The organism is Frigoribacterium sp. CFBP 8754, assembly GCF_014841815.1.
Lineage (GTDB): Bacteria > Actinomycetota > Actinomycetes > Actinomycetales > Microbacteriaceae > Frigoribacterium > Frigoribacterium endophyticum.
Window position 1 is genome coordinate 23,091 of record NZ_JACYUO010000009.1, and the last position, 19,201, is coordinate 42,291.

General features: G+C 63.2%; 25 protein-coding genes. 11 read left to right on the forward strand and 14 right to left on the reverse strand.

Annotated features, from left to right (window positions below; genetic code table 11):
* Positions 1 to 63: 63 nt before the first annotated feature.
* The 10 genes from IFT72_RS15000 to IFT72_RS15040 all read right to left on the reverse strand — a co-directional run bounded on the left by IFT72_RS15000 (position 64) and on the right by IFT72_RS15040 (position 5,293).
* Positions 64 to 603: a hypothetical protein gene (locus IFT72_RS15000; protein WP_192046929.1), complete on the reverse strand. Its 540-nt coding sequence runs from the start codon at positions 601 to 603 to the stop codon at positions 64 to 66.
* Positions 604 to 810: 207 nt separating this feature from the next.
* Positions 811 to 1,518 (reverse strand): RES family NAD+ phosphorylase, encoded by a 708-nt coding sequence (locus IFT72_RS15005; protein WP_192046930.1) that lies wholly within the window; start codon positions 1,516 to 1,518, stop codon positions 811 to 813.
* Positions 1,518 to 1,859, reverse strand: coding sequence for a hypothetical protein (locus tag IFT72_RS15010; protein WP_192046931.1), 342 nt, complete (start codon positions 1,857 to 1,859; stop codon positions 1,518 to 1,520). The genes IFT72_RS15005 and IFT72_RS15010 overlap by 1 nt, the downstream gene beginning before the upstream one ends.
* A 137-nt stretch (positions 1,860 to 1,996) precedes the next feature.
* Positions 1,997 to 2,251 (reverse strand): hypothetical protein, encoded by a 255-nt coding sequence (locus IFT72_RS15015; protein ID WP_192046932.1) that lies wholly within the window; start codon positions 2,249 to 2,251, stop codon positions 1,997 to 1,999.
* A gap of 12 nt (positions 2,252 to 2,263) precedes the next feature.
* Positions 2,264 to 2,419, reverse strand: coding sequence for a hypothetical protein (locus tag IFT72_RS15020; protein WP_192046933.1), 156 nt, complete (start codon positions 2,417 to 2,419; stop codon positions 2,264 to 2,266).
* Complete coding sequence (gene nrdH / locus IFT72_RS15025) at positions 2,416 to 2,676, reverse strand: glutaredoxin-like protein NrdH (RefSeq protein WP_192046934.1); 261 nt, start codon at positions 2,674 to 2,676, stop codon at positions 2,416 to 2,418. The genes IFT72_RS15020 and nrdH overlap by 4 nt, the downstream gene beginning before the upstream one ends.
* A 23-nt stretch (positions 2,677 to 2,699) precedes the next feature.
* Positions 2,700 to 2,915, reverse strand: coding sequence for a hypothetical protein (locus IFT72_RS15030; protein WP_192046935.1), 216 nt, complete (start codon positions 2,913 to 2,915; stop codon positions 2,700 to 2,702).
* A 78-nt stretch (positions 2,916 to 2,993) separates the two neighbouring features.
* Positions 2,994 to 3,194 (reverse strand): hypothetical protein, encoded by a 201-nt coding sequence (locus IFT72_RS15035; RefSeq protein ID WP_192046936.1) that lies wholly within the window; start codon positions 3,192 to 3,194, stop codon positions 2,994 to 2,996.
* 370 nt (positions 3,195 to 3,564) lie between these two features.
* The gene (locus IFT72_RS15725) at positions 3,565 to 3,717 is read right to left on the reverse strand and encodes a hypothetical protein (RefSeq protein WP_206758290.1); all 153 of its coding nucleotides are present in this window, start codon (positions 3,715 to 3,717) and stop codon (positions 3,565 to 3,567) included.
* A gap of 1,318 nt (positions 3,718 to 5,035) precedes the next feature.
* Complete coding sequence (locus tag IFT72_RS15040; protein WP_192046937.1) at positions 5,036 to 5,293, reverse strand: hypothetical protein; 258 nt, start codon at positions 5,291 to 5,293, stop codon at positions 5,036 to 5,038.
* A 1,161-nt stretch (positions 5,294 to 6,454) separates the two neighbouring features.
* Here IFT72_RS15040 and IFT72_RS15045 point away from each other — a divergent pair.
* Positions 6,455 to 6,889, forward strand: coding sequence for a hypothetical protein (locus IFT72_RS15045; protein WP_192046938.1), 435 nt, complete (start codon positions 6,455 to 6,457; stop codon positions 6,887 to 6,889).
* A 66-nt stretch (positions 6,890 to 6,955) separates the two neighbouring features.
* Positions 6,956 to 7,303, forward strand: a complete 348-nt coding sequence (locus tag IFT72_RS15050) for a hypothetical protein (protein WP_192046939.1) — start codon at positions 6,956 to 6,958, stop codon at positions 7,301 to 7,303.
* A gap of 33 nt (positions 7,304 to 7,336) precedes the next feature.
* Here IFT72_RS15050 and IFT72_RS15055 read toward each other — a convergent pair whose 3' ends face one another.
* Positions 7,337 to 8,383 (reverse strand): hypothetical protein, encoded by a 1,047-nt coding sequence (locus tag IFT72_RS15055; protein ID WP_192046940.1) that lies wholly within the window; start codon positions 8,381 to 8,383, stop codon positions 7,337 to 7,339.
* Positions 8,384 to 8,680: 297 nt separating this feature from the next.
* On the opposite strand from IFT72_RS15055, the gene IFT72_RS15060 reads away from it, so the two are divergent.
* The 5 genes from IFT72_RS15060 to IFT72_RS15080 all read left to right on the forward strand — a co-directional run bounded on the left by IFT72_RS15060 (position 8,681) and on the right by IFT72_RS15080 (position 11,954).
* Positions 8,681 to 8,980 (forward strand): hypothetical protein, encoded by a 300-nt coding sequence (locus tag IFT72_RS15060; RefSeq protein ID WP_192046941.1) that lies wholly within the window; start codon positions 8,681 to 8,683, stop codon positions 8,978 to 8,980.
* 160 nt (positions 8,981 to 9,140) lie between these two features.
* Positions 9,141 to 9,758 carry an SMI1/KNR4 family protein gene (locus IFT72_RS15065; protein ID WP_192046942.1) on the forward strand — a complete coding sequence of 206 codons (618 nt, stop codon included), beginning with the start codon at positions 9,141 to 9,143 and terminating at the stop codon, positions 9,756 to 9,758.
* Between the two features lie 279 nt (positions 9,759 to 10,037).
* Positions 10,038 to 10,655: a hypothetical protein gene (locus IFT72_RS15070; protein ID WP_192046943.1), complete on the forward strand. Its 618-nt coding sequence runs from the start codon at positions 10,038 to 10,040 to the stop codon at positions 10,653 to 10,655.
* A gap of 149 nt (positions 10,656 to 10,804) precedes the next feature.
* Entirely contained in the window at positions 10,805 to 11,248 is a 444-nt protein-coding gene (locus tag IFT72_RS15075) for a hypothetical protein (RefSeq protein ID WP_192046944.1), read from the forward strand.
* 196 nt (positions 11,249 to 11,444) lie between these two features.
* Complete coding sequence (locus tag IFT72_RS15080; RefSeq protein WP_192046945.1) at positions 11,445 to 11,954, forward strand: hypothetical protein; 510 nt, start codon at positions 11,445 to 11,447, stop codon at positions 11,952 to 11,954.
* 259 nt (positions 11,955 to 12,213) lie between these two features.
* Here IFT72_RS15080 and IFT72_RS15085 read toward each other — a convergent pair whose 3' ends face one another.
* Complete coding sequence (locus IFT72_RS15085) at positions 12,214 to 12,783, reverse strand: recombinase family protein (protein ID WP_192046946.1); 570 nt, start codon at positions 12,781 to 12,783, stop codon at positions 12,214 to 12,216.
* A 192-nt stretch (positions 12,784 to 12,975) separates the two neighbouring features.
* Here IFT72_RS15085 and IFT72_RS15090 point away from each other — a divergent pair, with 192 nt between their 5' ends.
* From IFT72_RS15090 to IFT72_RS15105, 4 genes are all read left to right on the forward strand, one after another.
* Entirely contained in the window at positions 12,976 to 14,415 is a 1,440-nt protein-coding gene (locus tag IFT72_RS15090) for an AAA family ATPase (protein ID WP_192046947.1), read from the forward strand.
* 64 nt (positions 14,416 to 14,479) lie between these two features.
* Positions 14,480 to 15,262 carry a hypothetical protein gene (locus IFT72_RS15095; RefSeq protein ID WP_192046948.1) on the forward strand — a complete coding sequence of 261 codons (783 nt, stop codon included), beginning with the start codon at positions 14,480 to 14,482 and terminating at the stop codon, positions 15,260 to 15,262.
* 218 nt (positions 15,263 to 15,480) lie between these two features.
* On the forward strand, positions 15,481 to 15,819 hold the full coding sequence (locus IFT72_RS15100) for an Lsr2 family protein (RefSeq protein ID WP_192046949.1): 339 nt from the start codon (positions 15,481 to 15,483) through the stop codon (positions 15,817 to 15,819).
* Positions 15,820 to 15,822: 3 nt separating this feature from the next.
* Entirely contained in the window at positions 15,823 to 16,320 is a 498-nt protein-coding gene (locus IFT72_RS15105) for a CarD family transcriptional regulator (protein WP_192046950.1), read from the forward strand.
* Between the two features lie 89 nt (positions 16,321 to 16,409).
* On the opposite strand, the gene IFT72_RS15110 is transcribed toward IFT72_RS15105, so the two are convergent.
* Together IFT72_RS15110 and IFT72_RS15115 are read right to left on the reverse strand one after the other, a co-directional pair.
* Positions 16,410 to 17,822 (reverse strand): hypothetical protein, encoded by a 1,413-nt coding sequence (locus IFT72_RS15110; RefSeq protein ID WP_192046951.1) that lies wholly within the window; start codon positions 17,820 to 17,822, stop codon positions 16,410 to 16,412.
* Between the two features lie 626 nt (positions 17,823 to 18,448).
* Positions 18,449 to 19,048, reverse strand: coding sequence for a recombinase family protein (locus IFT72_RS15115; RefSeq protein ID WP_197981580.1), 600 nt, complete (start codon positions 19,046 to 19,048; stop codon positions 18,449 to 18,451).
* Between the last annotated feature and the right edge of the window lie 153 nt (positions 19,049 to 19,201).

Below are 19,201 nucleotides of genomic sequence, written 5' to 3' on the forward strand. Positions count from 1 at the left end.
TCGATCGCATGATTGGGTCGGATGCCGGGATCCCGCCTTCTTAAAAGGCCTCCGACGCATCGTTTATTCGCTCGGCTCCAGCTCGACGGCTTCGCGCACCTCGACGAATGAGTATCGCCGAGTTCGAACGGTCGTGACCGAGAAGATGTTTGATGTCGCTGTTATACGGACGAATAGCTTGGCGTTCATGTTTTCCATGACGGTCTCGAGTTGGCCCATGCTGCCCGGAGGTAAGACTCGACCTGGCAGGTGTCGCGCCCAGTCCACTTCATTCAGCAGGAGCCGCGGGGCCGCGCGCCAGCGGCGCCGATTGCGGCGCACATTGGTCCAAGTGTCGCGGGACAGCGGGATGGGAACGCTGGTGTGACGCCGGCCGGGCACCTGCAGAAATACTTCGGCGCGCATTGTCATAATTCTGACAATTCCGGTGCCCCGAATTAGAAGCCCATACCGGTCAAACCCAGGACGACGTTCGAGCTGCACAGATTGAGCAAACTCAACTCGAGGTCGAGCAATGGCGTAGACGATCAAAATGCCCAGAACCGTTGTGCCAATTCCTACGACGACGTCGACTAGCTTGTCGAGCACCAAAGACCAGTCCACGCGGGCCCCTTCCAATCACTGTGTCCGCCGTCAGAGCGTTGTCCAACGTGGGTGAAGCCTCTCTCTAAGTGCATCTTGGTGGTCGACCTTCTGTTTACCTACGAACTCGCTGGCCGACACCGGCCCTGGTTCGCCGATAACCGACCATATGTCTGGCCACGGCCAGACCAGAAACCGCGGCGCCGGCCCTCGGGCACAGCGATGGAGTTAGTCGCGGTGGAGGCCGAAGAGCTCGCAAATGGCGTCGACGTCGTCCCCGTACGCCTTGACAGGGTCGTCCGTGAGGTCACGGAGCCGGCCGCTCGTTTCGCCGTCTCCGGAGCGTTCGAACAGTGCCCAAAGTTCGTAGTCGACGCCGTGTCGGGACAAAAAGCGGATCCCGTCGAGGGTCGGGGTATGGCTGTAGATGTGGCGTCCGACCTGCTGGGTGAGCTGCCGGGGCGCGCTCATCATCAGCGTTGAGGCGTCGAAGTCGGGCAGGTGGAACTGGTCGCGGCTGAGGACGTGGAAGCTCGGCCAGAGGGCGGCGATGCTGTGCGAGGCCAGGACGTCGCAGAATATGCCGTCGGCCGTGGCCGTGGCGACGCGTCGCCGAGAGAACCAGCTTTCCGAGATGAGGCCAGCCTCGGCCGTGGGGTGCAGCGCCCGGTCGGCTTCGTCCTCCTCGATGGCGTCGAGGCCCGCCGCAACCGCGGGCGATGGCCGGAAGGGTGCGAGGACCTCGACGAGGCATGCCCGCAAGGTGGTGCCGGCGTACAAGGTTCGGTAGGAGCCGTCGGGGGAATCCCAGCGGCCGGTGAAGCGGCCGTGGTCGGCGTACGCCCAGTCAGTCCAGTTCCAGGGGGTGGGGGCGTAGCCGACCCGCCACAGCACCGCCGGCGCAGGAAGTGTCGACAGGCTCGGATGGGAGTCCACTAGCCGACGGCGGCAAAGGACCGGGCTGCAGCCAGGACGCGAGGTCCAGCGGTGTCGAGGTCCTCGTCGCGGAGCATCCTTGCTGGGGAGTCATCCTCCAGCTGCGGGTTCATCCCCTGGAACCAGGACTGAATGACCCGGGCATCGTCTCGCTCGGCGAGAAGACCGGCGACCTGGAACGTCAGGCGAAGCCGGCGCTCCACAGCCGCCGAGGGGTGCCGTTGCCCTTCCGCCCACTGCCGAACAGCCCGGGTCTCCCCCACGGATCCGACATAGGCCACGAGCTTCGCCCCGAGAAGTTCGCGCAGCGCCGTCACCAGTTCCGCGGTGCTGGAGCGCATCGCCGTTTCGTAGGCCGGGAGACCGGGGGTTAGAAGACTCACACCGGCAGCCTAGTCGAAATCACCGTAAATCCCACCCCGGATTACTTGTGGACAGCTATGGCAAGCGCGTTGCCCGCGGGGGTGGTTTTCCAGGCCTACGTCTGCCGGCGGCTGCGTCCGGACTGGTTGAAGGCTTTGTCGTAGAGGCGGTCGGCTTCGTGGTTGAGCTGGGCGACTTCGGCGTCGCGGGAGGCGTAGCCGGCCATGAAGCCTGCTTCGTAGATGCGGCGTTCGACGTCGGTCAGCTCCCAGGGATAGACCTCTTCCTCGGGCTCATCGAGAGGTGCGGGTGCGTCGTCGTCAGTGAGGGGCGGGGGCACCTCCTCCTCGGCCCAGGTGTCGTAATCCATCGGACCCCCTGGCTAGTCGTTGTTGCCTAGGCCCTGCAGGTGGGTGTCGTCGTCGTACTTGTCGCCGTCCGCGGGGTCGTAGGTGGCGTCGTAGATGAACCGCCCGTGCTCATCGCGAACGGGTCCGGCGCTCTCGGCTGCGGGCTGGGGGTTGGTGGTGTCGCTCATGGGGTGACTCCTTCGTTGTCGGTGGCGCCGCCTCGGGCGACGCGGTCGATGTGGTCAGGGCGGAACCCGGTCCAGTGGTCATGCTCCGAGACGAAGACCACGGGAGCGCCGAGGTAGCCGAGCTCGCCTTTCACGTACTCGAGCGCGTTGTCGTTGGTGGTGACGTCGACGACCCGGTATTCGAGGCCACGGGCGTCGAGGCTGCGGTAGGTGGCGGTGCACTGCACGCAGCTGGGCTTGCTGTAGACGGTGATCATGGCGGTTCCCCCTTGGGTCATTGTCACTCGGCCGAGCCGAACATGGCCGTCCAGCACTCGGGGTGGGTGCCGTTGCGTACGAGCTCGCGGCTCGGGGCGGGGCGGTCGGGCATGGCGTCCTGGATCGGGGCGCCGGTGAGCCACGCGGCGACCTCGGCCGCGGTGAGCTCGACGGTGCTGGCGGCGCCACAGAACCGGCAGGCGTTGGTGACGTAGAGCGTGGTGGGGGCGGTGGTCATGGGGTTCTGCTCCTGCGGTCGATCCGAGATGATGAGGGAGCGGGAGGGACCTAGTTCGAATAGGTCACTCCCGTCCTGTCACTCGCTGCGGGTGAGGGTGTCGACGAAGGTCGTGTAGTCGACGCCTGCGATCGCGTGGGTGTGGACGAGGGCCCAACCGTTGCTTGCGTACTGGGCGAGGTCGCTGTCGCGCTCCCCCAGCTTCCGCAGCTGGCGGTTAAGCGCCTCCTCGGTGACCACGGGGACCAACGTCGTGACGGTGGTGATCTGCTGGCTCATGTTCTGTGTTCCTCTCTCCCCCACGTTTTTTTGCCGTGGCGGTGATTCATCACCGCCTGGGGAGTGGGTTCCGGGGTCACGCCCCAAGGAGGGATTGGCCGAAAAAGTTGCGGAGGAGCGCAGCGGGGGAGCCAGTTTTTTCGCCAATCCGGACGACGGCTTGACGCCGGAACCCCGACCCGTATCCTGCGCAAGCGCCACGGCCGAAAAGCCCGAAGGGCTCAGGGAAGAGGGCCGCGGAGCGGCTTCCCTGGGGAGCGCAGCGACCTGGAGCGCAGCGACTTGGGGTGGTCGTGCCGGCTGCCGGCGACCGTGGACAGGTGCCGGGGGCGCGACAAGTTACCCACGCCTCTGGGGCGGTCGATTCGCGCTAGTACGGGGCGACAGCGGTCACGATGTGACCTTCTAGGAGCGTGGCGCGTACCTGGTCGATCGCGTCGGCCGGCGTCGGCGCGGTGACCTCTACGGCCACGGCCTTGGCGCTTGTGTCGCCCTCGGGGCGGTGCCTGACGAACCAGCTCATGTCTCGGCGCTCCCCGTCGTCATGAGGGCCACTCGTCGGGCTCGGGATGCAGGCGCCTGGTTAGGGCCGACAGCTCCCCTTCGTGCTGGATCATCCACGCCACGGCGCTGTTGAGGCTGTCGGCCCGGCGGAGCCAGGGCCGGCCGCCGGCGTCATCTCGGCCGTGCGCGTAGCAGTGGTAGACGATGCTGCCGAGGTCGTGTCGCGAGAGCACGTACCCGACGGGTGCAGAGCGGACCCGGCGGACCTGCCAGACACCGAATGTGCCAGGAGTCGGCGGCACCGCAAACGGGTGCGTCGGAATCGGCCGGCGGAGGGCCTTCGCCGCCGCCTCGCCTGACCCTCGAACTCCCATGCCGGCAGACGCTACGAGCGGCCACCGACACAGCTGGCCGTCTCCTCGATGAGGAGACGGCCAGCGAGGGCGGATCGAGCTAGTGCCCGAAGTGCTCCCAGAGGGTCACTATCGCGGCCGCGAGCATCGGGATGAGCAGTCGGACTTCTCGCAGAAGGCCAGTCAGCAGACGCATGGTTGCGAATCCGCCGACGTTCTGAGCGGGGTCTCGCGACGCCGCGGGGTCGATGGGGTTCATGGCGTAGTTCTCCAATGTGAGGTGTGAGGGCCGCTCGAAATCAGGTTGACCGGCTGAAGCGACTGGCCCTCGGAACAGACCCCGGCGATATTTCGTCGGGAACACCCACCAGGCTACATGTAGCGACGAGGGTCCGGTTCTGGAACTAGATGTGGTGTTACACGCTTGTAGTTCTCAAACCGAGTTCTCCACAGGGAGCCGCACACGTTGTGCACAGGACCGGGCGGTTTTTCCCCGGCTGGGGGCCGTTCTCCACACTTTCATCCCCACTACCGACACTCTCGAATCCACACCCCCCGTTCGGGGTTACTGGCGTGTCGCGGCGTGTCGACCGAGGGCCGCGACACGCCCAAACGTCAAATAAGTCGGATTTCCGATTTAGGGCCGTCGGCCGCGAAAAGACGGTTAACGGGTTTAGACGCTCTGGGGGGCACGCCCCCCAAAAGGCGGAGCGGCGCCTAGAGTGTCCATAGCGCCTCCGGGTGTGTGTCGACGAAATCTTGACCGGCTGGTCGACACGGAACAGAGCAGCAAAGCCCCTAGTTTCTAGGGGCTTTGCGGCGTTAAGGGCCGTTGATCGCTGGAGCTACGGGAAGACGATCAGCAGTCAAATGACCGACGCGGGCCTCACCTCTGACAGAGCGACTGTGCGAGCTCGCATCATCCTCGAAGCGTTGACCGGCGCCCGATGGGCGATCGGCCACCGGGGCGCAGCCGCAGAGCGCCTAGGACCAGTTCTTGCCATATCGGGTCCAGGCCCGGTACTGAACCTCGGACACCGTCACGTGGCCACTGGAAGTCTGGAACGTCGCGCTGAACTCCTTGTTCGGACCAATTGGCGATGGTTCGGAAATCAACTTGGCGTTGATGTACTCGGGCTTGACCGTCTCGTCCTGTCCAATCAGGCGGAGATGAACCTCTGAACCTATTCCAATGGAGGCGAAGCTCGGGTAGGGGCTGGGGGCGGCGGATTTGGGACTCATCTGTCTACCGTACGAGCAATCCTCGGTGTCTCGATAGTCGATCGATCGCCGGACGCTCGGGCGCGCCAACCACTCCCCCGTGGTTGCAGGACCCGGAATGTCTCGATAGGTCGGTCCGGAAGCGCTCTCGGTGAGGGATCCCCTAGCGGGCACCCTCAGAGCAGGCGTCGTCGGCGCAGAGTCAGGGTCATCCATCCGTAAGCGTGAAAGGCATTGCCGAGGTCTGCCCCAAGAAGGCGCCCAGTGAGTGAGCACCGAGCCGAGTGACCAACGGGCCCCACTCACCTGACACGACGGGCCTTACCCGCCGGGGCAGTAGCCGCTCGTGCCGAAGCAGGGAGGCTGATCGTTGCGAGGCGCCTTGTTCACACCGACGGATCTGCTGTCGAAGTATTCACGGTTGTACTCGATCCCCAGCACGTACGCGGCCCCCGTGGCACTTATCGCCGTTGCTAGTTCGTCTCCTTCCAACCCAGCCGTAGACGAAACGACGACGTCTGTTGGGTGGAAGTACGCGCGGTCTAAGAAAGCGTCAACTGTCGCGACGACAAGGGTCGTCTCGTCCGTTCCGTGAGCTCTGGACGCGGGATGTGCTGTGAGAACGCCGAAGGCAGGATCGGCAAGCAAAGGGAGATCTTCTGAGTCTGCGAACGGGTCCACCGGAGAGATATCCGAGTCTTTGAGGGCGACAGCAGCTTGCTCGAGCGCCTGCTCAGAAGTGACGGCGTCGAGGAGGGCATAGACAGCTCGGCCCTGTTGCAGGCAACGGGTACCACTCGCGTCGTCGAACAGGCCAGACGGGTCATCGGCGAACGTGCAGGTGTCTTCTCGCGCAATGGTGATGCGGGGAGCCGATACCGAACCGGGCCACGCCAAGGCGTCGTCCGCTAGTTCTGTTGCCTCTGGCCGTACATGCTCGGCCAGCGAGGGATCAACCACCTCAGACGCGCAGCCCGTCAGAGCCAAACCCAGCACCAACAGGAGCGGACCTGTTCGTTTCCCTCTCACTGTTCCCCCTTGACGCGAGCGTAACGCCCCTCCTCGACCTCAAAGCATCTGCGACCGCAGGACGATCGCCTATCAGGCGGGTCCGGTGCGGCTGCTGTCAGGACACCGCGTCGTGACAAGTGGAATGGGATCTGACCCTGCCATGATGTCGGCGTGCTGAAAGATCACGAGATCGAGGTCGCTCTGCGGAAGGTCTTGCGGCAATACCGGTCAACTGGCCCCGCGCTGACCTACCTCGACTACGAGATCGATGATCTTCGCGTTGAGACGGGAAACGCCGACGTCGAGTTGCGGCAACGAGACGGGCACTCAGCCCGCTTGATGATCCAGCTCCCCTCCAGCGGCGCACCTCAGTTCTGGCTCTACGCCACACCAACGAACGCCGACGACTGGGTCGGTCAACTACTCCTCTGGATCGACGAGGAAGTCTTCACGAGCGGCCTGACGGAAGGGCGCGCTCGCATGGAACGCGACGGTGACAGCTACGTGCAAGCGGCCCCCTACGGCTGGCGGCTCATCGACGCCCGAGAACACGAGCGCCTCACGGAGGCAGCCGGCCCCGAAGGTTGGTACAGCGGATGGGGATGACGACCCATGGTCAGAACCGGCCGAAGTACCAGTGACTAACAAGCGCAAGTCCACCGAGGAGCACCCTTGAACGTTACGGTTGAGATTGGCGACTGGGAGCACGTCTGTTGCGGTGAAGCGATCGAGCGCAACGACGTGATCGACCTGGGTTGCAGCCGAATCCAAGACGCCTACGGACAGGTGCGGATGATCGAGACCCACCATGATTCCCGCCCTGAAACCCGCGTCCGCGGGCGGGTCGTCGACATTCTCGTCCTCGCCGACGACGGTGTGACGACGCCGATCCTCCGACTGCCCAGCGGGGCAGCTCTGCGCGGCTGCGACGACAACGACGACGGACACCTCGAATCACCCTGGACAGGTGAGCTCGTCGATGAGAGAAGCAACCACTTCCTCCTCATCGTGAAGCGATAGCCGACCCACTGTCGGGACATGCGACCCATGCCTTCAGTGCTGGATGCGTCTCCATCCGCTGACGTTGTCATCGTCGTCGAACCGCCACTTCTCGGTGTCACCGTCGATCGCAACGTCATCGGTGAGCCAGAAGGTTTCGTCGGGTGACCACCCCGCCAGCACGGTCGCACCGCCTGGGACCTCGACCACCTCTCCGGCCACAGCGAGGTAGCCCTGGACTGAGACGTGGATGCCGTCGAAATCGCGCGCAACCTCTCGGTAGTCGGGGATGAACCACTGCTCATCACGGCCCGTCGATCCCCACCAGGTCCCGCGGCGCGCCCACCGGGCATCCCTCGGGTAGCGCGCCACGAGGGCAGCCCAGTCCTGGATGCTGTGGATCTCGACCACACGTAGATGCGGAGACATGGTCAGCCTGTGCAGGAAAGCTTCGCCGTCTCCAAAACCGTCCTCGATGAGCCTGAGGCTCACAGCCCCGAGGTCACCGATGCGACGGGTCGACGATGGTGGTCGCGCCCATTCACCCTGAGCTTGTCCATATGTGTGCGGCGTCGACCACCAGGAACCACTTATCGTGCGTGACGCGCGGTCCCTCGGCCTCTTCAGGTCGACGTTCTCCCTGTCGTGATTCACGGACCATTCATCAAGGACCCGGGTCATCGGGCCCGGGCTGCTGTTCGGGACGACCCGACCCTCTCTGACAGGAGTTGTGACCCACTGATTGGTCATATCGACATCGCTGGCCCACCACGCCGTGCCCGGTGCGGCCGAGATCGCCGCCGCCACAGGCACCAAGGCCTCGCGGATCGAGGCATCCGCGGTCAGGGCATCGCTGACGTAGGGCGCCTGCCATGGCATAGCCGCGTCGACTGAGGCCGTCAGCGCACGGAAGAACAGGAGCGGGTCGCTCCACGACCGGACATCGTCAAGAGGAAGCGTCTCGAGAGCTCGGACTAATCGCTTGAGATCCCGAGGAGGGATGGAGAACGTGCCGGGCAAGGCAGATGCGTCAGCAACCTCGAATGCAATGTCCCCGACGGTCCCCGACACCTCGTCGCTAATGCCCCCCGCGACCGCCATGCACAAGCCCCGAAAACGCGCTCCATCGAGGAGAACCGGGAGCGACAAACGAGGCATGGCAGAAGTGTCCCACTGCCCTACACAGTGACCGCCCCATGACCGATCCCTCATCGGACACTCGTCAGGACGCGCGGGATGCGCGACACTCCAGGAATGCGCGAGAAGCCCGGAGTGCACGTGAGTCGATGCGTGTTGCCGTTCGTGACGGCCCTAGTCGTTACGGCAGGGCTCTCGGCATGTGCCACCCCGGGCCCAGTCGCGTGCGCGTCATGGCCGGACTACGTCTCGGGTGCCGACATGGAAGAGGCCGCGACCGACGTGGTGGTCAGCGACTCCGTACGCGCAAACGGCACGGACTTGATGCTGGGCGTCGATGCCACTGCCTACGACGTCTCCGTGGCCGAGGTGGAGAAGGGGGGCGTGAGCACAGGTACAGAGATCCGAGTCATATCCACGCCCGACTCGTGTGGGCCGAACTATTACCCAGAAGGCGACCAGCTCGACACACCCGGTCCGCTGCGGCTGTACCTGTTCAAGAACGACCAAGGCACGTTCCAGACCTTGAGCCCGTTTGACGGCGTCGAACCTGCCGCCTAGGCGATCCTTCGCGGTCGAGGCACTACCTGCTGACTAATCACCTAGTGGGACGAGGGACGACACCGTGCGCCGTCGGTACCTTTCGTCATGCCTCCAAGAGGGGCTGTCGCGCATAGCGGGACTCTGGGTCAATGGGGACGTGGATGATCGTGGCCAGCACATGACCGAGGTTCTGCGCCGCCTCCGCATGGACCTGCCACACCTGGCACCGGCCCTTTGGGACGGCTTGCGAGGCCCTGCCGACGAGGACGCGCGAGAGGCGCTCCGAGCAGCCGTGCAGCCGACGCCGCTCCCCGACGAACTCGACGTGTTCCTGCGTGCGCATGACGGGCAGTCGAGCGAGACCGGGTGGTGGCCGACGTTGGACAGCGGTCCGCTGCTCTCAGGGCAGCAGATCGCTGAGCAGGTGACCTGGTTCCGGTCTCACGGCGAGCCCTGGCAATGGAGCGTCGCCTGGATTCCCGTCACCCACGAGCAGTGGTACCAAGCCGTGATCGATGCCGTCCCCGAGCGATCAGGAACCGTGATCGACGCCAGCTGGCCCGATCTGCCTCGAGCCATCGCCCCGAGCTTCGCGCATGCCGTCGACGCGGTAGTCGACCTAGGTCGTGCGGGGCTCTTGCCCACCGCCGACGACGACCGCACGAAGAGGCTAGAGCGCGAGGCGTTCCTTGACGACCTTTGGCAGACACCGTGGTCTTCGAGCAGCCTGCAACAGCGCACCGAGATCCACCCGGCCAACTGGCCACGCACCTGGGGTGGCCCCCACACGGTCTAGGCACCCCTAATGGTGCTAAATCATCGACTGTCGGCACCGCCCGGTGGGTCTACTTGCGCCGGCGAGCCCGCTGCTCATTACGCAGAACAAGGCAAAGCCCCACAAACGATGCCCCGACCACTAGAGGTGCGATGTAGTAGATCACCATCTCAGTGTGCTCCTGCCCAGCACCATGACCATGCGTCTCGTCTCCCGATTTCCTACCGGGCGTAAGCGAGACCAGATCCACGAGCTCACCAACGCTGTTGCGCAGACCAGGTGCAGATGATGAAGTGACTCATGACGTTCTTCCCCGAAGTTGAGCCTCCCGACGACGACTCGTCAGAGCACTACATGGCTCCTGAGTGGGCTGCGCCCCCGGTCGACTGGCTCCCGAGTCGCATCGGCGTATCCACGGCCATGGCCACGACCGACGACATCGCCGTCACCGTCACCGGGCTCTCGGTCCACGCCACAGGCCTACAGATCGATATCCAGTGGTTGCTCCGCAACCGTCACCAAAACCGCCGAGACTGGTCCACCCTCATGGACAGATTCGGAGGCGGACGCTGGGGCAACGGGGCAGTCGACCCTGCTCGCAGCATCCGTTTCGGCGTCGTCCTCGACGACGGGACGAAAGTCGTCGCCGACGTCGGCGACGCGTTCCACGACAATCCCGCCCAGGCTCCGACAGGCCCCCTGCTGACCCTCACCGAACAGGGCGGGTCGGGCGACGACTCCTACTTCACGACCTCGGCTCGGCTGTGGCTGTGGCCCGTCCCCCCGGACGGCCGGCTCGAGCTCGTCTTGAGCTGGCCCGAATTCGACGTCTCCGAGGCACGGCACACGTTCGACGATCACGCCTACTCAGTCGCAGCTCGCCAGGCTCGACCCATCTGGAGCAACGAGGGCAACTAGCGCACCGGCCATCGATGGTCAAACGGGACGTTTTTATCCCCTGCCTCGCGGCCCTCCGACTGGATAACGCATCATGAACCGTGATCTTCCGCAAGCGGCGCCCCATAACGCCCTCCCCACCCGAACCAGTCTTCTCCAGAAGCGCTGCCGTGCCCGACTTCGCGTCCTGGCCGGCTGACGGTATTGCTGGACGGATCGGACGTGGAGATCGCGCAGGCGAGTGGGTCATCGCTTCGTGCGATGACACCCCGTTCGATCCACCATTTGGGTATCACCTGGTACTGCCGGACGATGAGCTGCTCCGAGACGACGGGTCACTTCTTCTCGTCTCAGGATGCAGCGACGAAGAGAGACCTGACGGAGGCGGCCTGATCGACCTCCTGACGAACGAGCTGGACGTGACATGGAGCCTTGACCACGCCGACTTCCTGATCGCAGACGCCGCGTGGAACGAGGCGTTCAAGCGAGAGGTGGACCAGGAACGAGAACAGAATGGCTTGCGGCCATTCGACTGGGAAGCAAACCCCAGGCCCCCGAAGGAAGAATCAGAATCGTTCGTGTGGTGGCTCACCAGCTTGAGACGCCGACCCTGACCTTGCAACGCATCTGTCTGGGCACTGGGGCCGCTAGGCCCTGGCCACTGGCCACTGGCATTCGGCTGGAAGGGGATCACCTATCGAGACAACGACACTCTGCGGAAGCCGAGGCACTCCTTCTCCATCTCGGAGATGCGCAAACACCTCCCTGCAGCATTAGGCAGCGTTGCCTCAACACCTGTAGACCAGGGAGATGCGTATAGATGACGGGCGGCCTGTCCGGGTCGATCTTGGCCCTCGCCCCCGCTTCATCTGGTGGGGACAGGACGTCGACGACGAAACACGAGATGCCGTCGCAACCCAAGCCACGCTCGTCGAGACCTTCCCCACTGAAGACGCGGCACGTCGCCATGCGGAGCAACAGTCCTGGCCGAGCGGCCCGCCGGAGGCCCTCAGCATCGTGGACGTGCGTGGGGTCAAGGACTACCTCGATCGCAAGGTGAACAAGCTCGACGAGGAGGCGGCCCTCACCTGCATCAACTTGGCCGACGATGTCCGCCACTCACTGCACCTCCCCCGGTCTCGATCCAGGGCAGCGCAAGCCGTCTACGACAAACTGGTCGAACGACAGTTCCCGTACCTCACCGATGACAGCCGCTCGAAGGCGCTGAACAGATGGAGCTCGCAGGAACTCGGCCAGCTCCAGAAGATGCTGCGTTTGACCCTGCGTTGCTTCAAAACAGGCCTCGCTGAGCCCTGGTAAGCCTTGGGCTAATGGACCGGTGTTGGGTCCTACAGGCCGTCGAACACGAAGCGCAGGACGCGCAAAAAAACCGCAGGACGGGCCGGACAAACCACCTCCACAGCCACAATGACGGTCGAGGCCACGAGGCAGGAGCTCCACTGTTGGCGCGATCCCGTCGCCACTCGTCTCGTTCAGCGCGTGTCCGCGGTGGCGCCGGACGGCGGCGGCCGTTCCTCAGGCGCTCTCGGCGGGGAGGCTCCTTTCTTCCGGGTCCCACCTAGGCCTGCTCGGCTCTTTGGATCGCTCGATAGACCGTCGAACGGGCCACCTTGAACAGCTCCGCGATCTCGCTGGTCGTGTGGGCGCCGGTGCGGTGCAGCTGTACGAGGTGCTTCTCCTGGGAGGGGGTGAGCTTGGGCTTGCGGCCGCGGAGCTTGCCGGCGGCTTTGGCGATCGCCATGCCCTCTCGGGTTCGGGCGCGGATGAGGTCGGCTTCGAACTCGGCGACCATGCCGAGCACATTGAAGAGGAGCCTGCCTACCGGGGCGGTGGGGTCGTAGACCGCTCCCCCGAGGTTCAGCGCGACACCCTTCTTCGTCAGCTCGTCCGCAATATCGGTCGCGTCACGCAGCGAGCGGGCAAGACGGTCGAGCTTCGTGACGACAAGGACGTCGCCGGCACGGCACGCGGCCAGCGCCTCGCGGAGCCCGGGCCGTGCTCGAGTCGTGCCCGACAGGCCGTGATCAACATGCACGTGTTGATCGTCAACACCCAGTGCTGCGAGACCATCACGTTGTGCTGCAAGGTCCTGTCCGGACGTTGAGACGCGGGCGTATCCGATGAGCATGAGGCGACTGTAGCGTTTAGACCCCCTTCACCGGGCATTTTTGCGGGACAGGCATACGCGAATCCGCAGGCCAGGTGTCACTTGGCCTTGGCCGGCCGAAGCAGGTCCGCCGAGGTGTCCCGATGAACGACCGCCTACTGAGTACCCGCAAGATTTGCCTCACGCTCCCTTCGTATATGTCATGCTCAGCAGGTGATTCAGACAAATGCGGCGCAGCCCCTCATCACTGAAGTAACAGTCGAGAAACTCTTTGGTCGACACACGTACAAGTTGCCTTTCCCACGCCTTCCCGGAAGCGGCGATCGCCTGGTGCTCCTCCACGGCGACAATGGCTCAGGAAAGACGACGGTTCTACGCCTTTTGTGGCACACACTCAGTTCAGCTGAGAAAAGCGGGCACCGCAGTTATCTATCTAGAACACCCTTCGAAGCTTTGACGATTAGCCTCCGCGGCGATCAGTCCATTTGTGTGCGAAAAGCCGAAGGACTCGTAGGTACATTCACGATCACGCTCGTGCGCCCTGATGTTGAGGACGTAGTCGTTTCTTTCGAGGCCAACGAAGACTTGAGCATTCAGGGCCCACGAGGTCTCGCCTCGAGCCGAGCCTTGCTCCGTGCGAGGCGCAACTTGCAAGCCCATGAACTTGAGAACGGCTCATTCAACATCGACTGGATGGAATACGAGGAGGAGCAGAGACAAGATCACTTGAACTCTCGCTCAGAGAGAGAATTCCTCGATTTTCTTGTTCAAGAAATTCGCAACCCGTTATACCTAGCGGATGACCGTAGTCTTTATTCGGACGATGAAGACATCCAGCGCACCCGCACAATTGTCTCGCGTCATAGTGAATTGGATAGAGCAACACCGGACGTTCTATCTAAGCTAGTTTTCCAAGAGCTACGAGTCACCCTCCGTCGAGTTAATGAATATTTGCGCAGTAGTACACTTGGCGGGCAGAACGCAGGTTCGGCTGGAAGCAACTCCATCTACGAGTCACTGCTAAGGCAACTTGCCGATCAAGATGAGACGCCTACGGGGCCTGATGGAACCGCGGATGAATCACCCAGCAAACTTCTAGAAGTCATTGCCAAACGCTCTCATGACTTTGAGCTTTACGGCCTTGTACCGCGTTTTGACGCAAACCTTTTCGCGGCTCTTCTGAGCAAGATCACTGATCCTTCGCGATCGCAGATTGCAAACCAAGTTCTTGTTCCATACCTGTCTGGGCTCCAAGCCCGATACGATGCCCTGGAGGACGCCAAGAATGTTCTCTCAACGCTAATACCCACAATTAATGCGTTCTTTAGTTCGAAGCAAATCACTTTCACTCCGCGAGAAGGAATAGAGATTGTTTCTGATGACGGTGATCTTCTCCCCGTAGATTCACTCTCATCAGGCGAGAGGCAGTTGTTGATGCTCCTATGCACAACTCTGCTCGCGAGAGACCAGACACAGCTATTTATCATCGACGAACCTGAACTAAGCCTCGGTGTCGAATGGCAGCGGAAGATTATTGACGCACTCTTGAAGCTCACCGACGGGACTGAAGTTCAGTTCCTGGTGGCGACGCATTCCATTGAAATTATTAGCGGTGCGCCTGACTCCCTTGTCCTACTCACCGATGAGTCGTAACAGCACGCGCCGGACTCTGCAAGAATTGCGGACTCTCTACAGCACTCATCCTCGCCTACGAGACGTGATGGTAGAAGGGGCGACGGATCGTCGTTTTTACTCCTGGTTTCTTCGTGAAAGTGGTCTCAGCGAAAACATACATGTTTATGAACTCGACTCACGGGCGCTTATCCCAGAGGAACTAGTAAGCCCAGTCCATGCGGAAAATAATGTTCGCGGACGACTTGTTGCATTAGCATTCGAGGCGGATACCTGGGGCGGGGCGAACAAAGGCCTAACCTGCATAATCGATTCTGACTTTGACATCGTGGAAAAGGCGGTGTTTCCACCCCAGCTCCTTGCAACCGACGTTCCAGCTCTCGAGACTTATGCGCTTCGGGAAAGACCGTTTTCTAAGTTCCTTAATCAGTTTGTAGACGAGAAGGTCGAGGCCAACGATGTATTGAGAGTCCTCGCTCCTATTTGGCTTCACCTATTTGTCCTGAGATGGGTCCTTCACAGACATTCAGACGGTCACGGCCTTGTCGACAACTATGCAAAAAAGTGTTTTGACAAGAATGGGAACGCTGCTATAGACGTGAATGAACTGATTCGGGCCAGTACACATGCAGGCAAGGATGAAGTTGATCGCCTAAGTGCCCTGGTCTCCGAGACGCTTGAGCGGATGCCAGAACCATCCCTTGCCACGATTAGGGGCCACGATATTGCTCCCGTTTTGCGTCACTATTTCAATCTAAAGACTGATAAGGATGAGCTTGAGAATCTTCTTCGGGCTTGTATGGAGTTTGCGGATGTACAAGACGAGCAGGTTTTCAAGCGCTTGGTGCAGCGAGTAAGTATCCCGTAGTCGCACCGTTGATTTGATACACAAGCGTGTGATGCATTGATAAACATGGCTATCTTTACGCACACGCGTGGGGCTTACATTCGTTGTGGCGACTACAGTCCCGTTCCACGCAGTTCGTCAAGTCGAAAATGCTTTCTTCAGTTCAGTCCCGGGCATGCCTTCGAAATTGCCTCGGGTCTGTCACTAGAGTGCGTTGTCCCAACACTTAGGAGATAGTCATGGCCAAAAAGACCCTTGTTCAGCTTATAGACGACCTCGACGGAACCGCTTTGACAGATGGAGTAGGCAAGACGGTCACCTTTGCTCTCGAAGGGGCCACCTATGAAATTGACCTCAGCCAGGCGCACGTTGACGAACTAGCCGAGGTTCTGGCGCCGTACATGGCCGCCGGCCGGAAGGTGAATGGTCGACAGAGCGCAGCCCGCAGCTCGGGGGCGAAGTCGGACCCGGCGGAGCTGCAGAAGATCCGCGACTGGGCCGGCAAAAACGGGCACACCGTCTCGAGCCGTGGCCGGATCTCCGCTTCGGTGCGTGACGCCTACAACGCCGCGCAGTAACCGGTGCCTGCAAGCTACGAGGTGGGGACGACGCTGGTCTATCCCCACCACGGTGCCGTCACGATCACGGGCCTGACCACTCGGGACATCAAGGGCGCCCCGACGAAGTACATGACCCTGCGGGTTCACAGCAGCGACCTGATCATCCAGGCCGCGATCGATAAGGCAGCGGATCTCGGGGTGCGAGACGTCATCGACCAGGCCGGCGTCGACAAAGTCGACGCCCTCCTCCAGGCGGACGAGGTCGAAGAGGCTGCGAACTGGTCGAGGCGGTTCAAGGACAACCAAGCCAAGATGATCAGTGGAGATGTTTACAAAGTCGCCGAAGTCGTCCGGGATGTCTGGCGGCGAGAACAAGACAAGGGCATCTCCGCGGGCGAGAAAAGCATGCTCTCCCGTGCCCGGCAGATCCTCGTATCAGAGCTCGCCCTCGCGCAAGACACCACGACCGACGATGCCGACACCTGGCTCCTCGCGGCTTCGCAAGCACCTAGCCTGTAGGACGCCAGGGCTCGCGGCCAGATGGCCGGTGGTATCCGGTCCCGGTCGGGCACTCGCGAGGCCTGTGGGACGTGGCAAGCTGAGCGGTCTTATCTGGCCGTCGATTCGCCGTGTCCGTCCTCGGGCCGGAGCGTCTTGTCGGGACGAGGTGGCACGTGGCGAACGAGAACAGGGTCGATCTTCTCGACGGCTGCCACGACCGCTGCGACGAACGACGCGCCCCGCAACCAGCCATCGCGCTCAATCCGGAGGCGCCGGCCGTCGCGCATCACAAGGACGACGTCTCCTTCCGCCACTACGGCGACTGCGACTTCCTGCAGGGGCACCCGCCAGGCCCGAGTTCCGGACTGCACGAGGAGTTCGTCGTCTGTGAGTGTGCCCCGGTCGCTGGCCAGGGGCGCTAGGAGGCTGTTCTTCCAGGTCCGGTGTCCTCGCGCCTCACGGCGGGCCTCTGTAACCGGTACTTCCACCGCCGGGGCGAGCTCGTCCCACCTCATGCCCACGGCTGTGGAGAACGCGGCAGGGTCACCCAGCTCGGCGTCCTCGTCGACCATGACGACGGCTTCCTCGACGGCGGCCGCCCACGCGACGCGCATCGCCTCGTCCTCGATGAGCTCACCGACCCGCAGCTCAGCCTCGAGGTCGTCGGCGGGGTGGCCGAGCAGGTGGGTCCGGACTGCGTCGTCGGCGACGATGGCCACGCGGGCGTCCGCGTCGGCCTTCGTCAGCGAGGCCGCCAGGCGGGCCCTCGCAACCGCCTCGTCACCAAATCCATGCGCGCCGATCTGACGGGCGAGCTCGACAAGCCTCACGACGGTCTCGCGGGCGCGCTGGCTACTGGCACCGACAACGACCTCGAGGAGCACGGTGCCCGCGTCGACACGATCGGTCTGGACGTCGACGACGTACGCGAGGCCGGCGTTGTGGCGCAGGGCGGAGAAGAAGCGGTGCTGCGCGGCCGCCGCGATCGACGGCGCCAGGGCGGCGGGCACGAGGACGGACAGAACAGCGCCGCCCCGCGCGGTGGGCACCGCCACAGGCACCTTTAGGCCCGAAGATGCTGACGAGATCCGAGCGAGACCCGACGGTGGGCTCGGGAGCGAGAGAGCAGGGTCGACGTCCAAACCCCACGGACCCGTCAGCACGACGACGGCGCGGTCGCCCGTGAAGCGTTCACGAACCCAGGTCACGACCTCCTCGCGTGTCAGCGTCGCGACGGTCGAGGTGCCGGCTCCGAACAGACCTGGGCCCTGCAGGCCCCATCGGACCGTAGACGGCGACGGGACGGTCTCGAGGAACCGCATCGGGTCCTCGCTCTCGACGATGAGGAGTTCGAGCGCCAGCTCTTCGTCGGTCAGCCGGTCGATGTCCTGGACGGCCGCGGCGAGCCGTCGGACGAAGTCGAGACAGGTCGACTCGGTTCCGGTGCCCGAGAATGCCACGGTCCACAGCCCCGTCTCGCCGTCCTTGAAGACGGCATCACTGCCGGCGAGACGGATCAACAAGTGCTCCGCAAGGTGCGTCACTCCTGCGAGATGAGCGGGCTCGTCGCCCTGTCCTACCGCGACGACGAGCTCGACCCGATGTGGCCCGGGCCGGTGCGCCCGGATGACGGGCACGGGGAGGAGGCCCCTGACATGGGCGGGGCCAGGGGACGGTTCGGAGGAGTGCACCGGCTGATGATCCCAGGACTGGCGAGTGCGGTGGTAGCCCCTGTCCGGGCCGGGCGAAGGAGTTGGGGCTCAGACCTTCTTGGCCGCCCGCCGTCGCCAGATCGCCAGCACCGTTCGTGCGCGGCCGTAACCCGCGATGGCCCCGGACGACGACGTCTACCTCAAGCACCCGAAGAACCAGCACCGCCACGGCGATGACAAGGCCTCGGAAGGCGACGCCGGCGTGAAAGCCAGAGGCCCGGCGGGGCGGCAAGGGACGTGTCGCTCGTCCCACCAAACGAGGATCCTCGAGGTCCTTTAAACCCACCTGTTGTACGCGCTCACTCCCCCTCGGCCAGATGGTGCGCTCAACCGTCGACGCCGCTCCGAGCTCGAGCTCGAGCTCGCGTCGCCGAGCCGTCCTCAGCGTGACGACGGAACCGAGGCACCCCACGCCCCTAAAAGTGTGGGGTGCCTCACTCCCCCACAGGACCCTGCGCAAGTCTCCGTGCAAGCGCCCGGTAGAGAGTGGTCCGGTCGATCTGCAGATCCCGAGCCACCTTTGCCTTCGGCACCCCGGATTCGATCAGCCGGCGCGCGTCCACCAGCTGCTCAGCGGTCAGCTTCTGCGCACGGCCCTTGTACTTGCCAGCCGCCTGGGCAAGCCGGATGCCCTCTCGCTGCCGCTCACGAATCAAGGTCCGCTCAAACTCCGCGAACGCCCCCAATAAATTCAGCATCAGCCGGCCAATCGCATCGTCCGTGTCACGGCTGTAGGTCTGCTGCTCCTTGACGAAAACTACTGAGGCTCCCTTGCCCGTGATCTCGTCAACGATCTCGCGGAGATCCCCCAGCGACCGTGCCAGCCGGTCCATGGAGGCGACCTTGACGACATCGCCCTCGCGGACGTACCGGATGCAGTCAAGGAGAGCGGCCCGGTCTGCCCTTGATCCGCCCGAGACCTTCTCTTCGAAGACCCGGTCGACGTCGCCGACGGCCTCGAGCTGCCGGCCGAGGTTCTGATCAACCGAGCTCACCCGGACGTATGCCACGACCTGCGTTTTGTGCTGCGCCATTCCTAGACCCTGACACACACCTGATGCAGAAGGAGCGAAATACACTCTATCGCCACGCGCGCCACGCCCTTGAGGGGTCGTTGCACTGGGGTATACCCCAAAAGAGCATTTTCCCACGGGACGCAAAGCCATGGCATACCAGCCTGCTAACCG

Excerpts from the sequence above, each read along its gene's own strand:
- IFT72_RS15085 (WP_192046946.1), bottom strand. The coding sequence starts at position 12,783 with ATGCTCATCGGATACGCCCGCGTCTCAACGTCCGGACAGGACCTTGCA.
- IFT72_RS15115 (WP_197981580.1), bottom strand. The coding sequence starts at position 19,048 with ATGGCGCAGCACAAAACGCAGGTCGTGGCATACGTCCGGGTGAGCTCG.
- IFT72_RS15070 (WP_192046943.1), top strand. The coding sequence starts at position 10,038 with ATGACGTTCTTCCCCGAAGTTGAGCCTCCCGACGACGACTCGTCAGAG.
- IFT72_RS15040 (WP_192046937.1), bottom strand. The coding sequence starts at position 5,293 with ATGAGTCCCAAATCCGCCGCCCCCAGCCCCTACCCGAGCTTCGCCTCC.
- IFT72_RS15020 (WP_192046933.1), bottom strand. The coding sequence starts at position 2,419 with ATGAGCGACACCACCAACCCCCAGCCCGCAGCCGAGAGCGCCGGACCC.
- IFT72_RS15055 (WP_192046940.1), bottom strand. The coding sequence starts at position 8,383 with ATGGCGGTCGCGGGGGGCATTAGCGACGAGGTGTCGGGGACCGTCGGG.
- IFT72_RS15100 (WP_192046949.1), top strand. The coding sequence starts at position 15,481 with ATGGCCAAAAAGACCCTTGTTCAGCTTATAGACGACCTCGACGGAACC.
- IFT72_RS15725 (WP_206758290.1), bottom strand. The coding sequence starts at position 3,717 with ATGAGCTGGTTCGTCAGGCACCGCCCCGAGGGCGACACAAGCGCCAAG.
- IFT72_RS15030 (WP_192046935.1), bottom strand. The coding sequence starts at position 2,915 with ATGACCACCGCCCCCACCACGCTCTACGTCACCAACGCCTGCCGGTTC.
- IFT72_RS15065 (WP_192046942.1), top strand. The coding sequence starts at position 9,141 with ATGACCGAGGTTCTGCGCCGCCTCCGCATGGACCTGCCACACCTGGCA.
- IFT72_RS15080 (WP_192046945.1), top strand. The coding sequence starts at position 11,445 with ATGCGTATAGATGACGGGCGGCCTGTCCGGGTCGATCTTGGCCCTCGC.
- IFT72_RS15015 (WP_192046932.1), bottom strand. The coding sequence starts at position 2,251 with ATGGATTACGACACCTGGGCCGAGGAGGAGGTGCCCCCGCCCCTCACT.
- nrdH (WP_192046934.1), bottom strand. The coding sequence starts at position 2,676 with ATGATCACCGTCTACAGCAAGCCCAGCTGCGTGCAGTGCACCGCCACC.
- IFT72_RS15060 (WP_192046941.1), top strand. The coding sequence starts at position 8,681 with ATGGAAGAGGCCGCGACCGACGTGGTGGTCAGCGACTCCGTACGCGCA.
- IFT72_RS15035 (WP_192046936.1), bottom strand. The coding sequence starts at position 3,194 with ATGAGCCAGCAGATCACCACCGTCACGACGTTGGTCCCCGTGGTCACC.
- IFT72_RS15010 (WP_192046931.1), bottom strand. The coding sequence starts at position 1,859 with ATGCGCTCCAGCACCGCGGAACTGGTGACGGCGCTGCGCGAACTTCTC.